1 protein-coding gene is annotated in these 436 nt (G+C 71.3%); it reads right to left on the bottom strand.

Annotated elements, in window-relative coordinates; translation table 11 throughout:
* Positions 1–436 (bottom strand): ATP-binding protein (locus EOA60_RS37045; RefSeq protein ID WP_164899972.1); only part of this gene is annotated, 436 nt, incomplete at both ends.

The raw sequence follows: 436 nt of genomic DNA on the forward strand, positions 1-436 counted from the left end.
GGCGCGCGCCACGCGCTGCGCCACAGCGGCGCTGGTCTCGGCCTTGTCCGGCCGGATCAGGTCGCTTGCCGAGACCGCCGGCACCTCGATCCTGAGATCGATGCGGTCGAGCAGCGGGCCGGAAATGCGCGCCTGGTATTCGGTGCGGCAGCGCTCGCCGCGCAGGCAGCGATAGCCGGGCTCGCCCGACATGCCGCAGCGGCACGGGTTCATCGCCGCCACCAGCTGGATGCGCGCCGGATAGGTGACGCGGTGGTTGGCGCGCGCGATCACGCAGTCGCCGGTCTCCAGCGGCTGGCGCAGCGCGTCCAACGTCTGCGGCGTGAATTCCGGGAACTCGTCGAGGAACAGCACGCCGTGATGCGCAAGCGACACTTCGCCCGGCCGCACGCGCAAGCCGCCGCCCACCATCGCCGCCATCGACGCTGAATGATGT

The sequence above is a fragment of the Mesorhizobium sp. M1A.F.Ca.IN.020.06.1.1 genome (genome assembly GCF_004023265.1).
GTDB lineage: Bacteria > Pseudomonadota > Alphaproteobacteria > Rhizobiales > Rhizobiaceae > Mesorhizobium.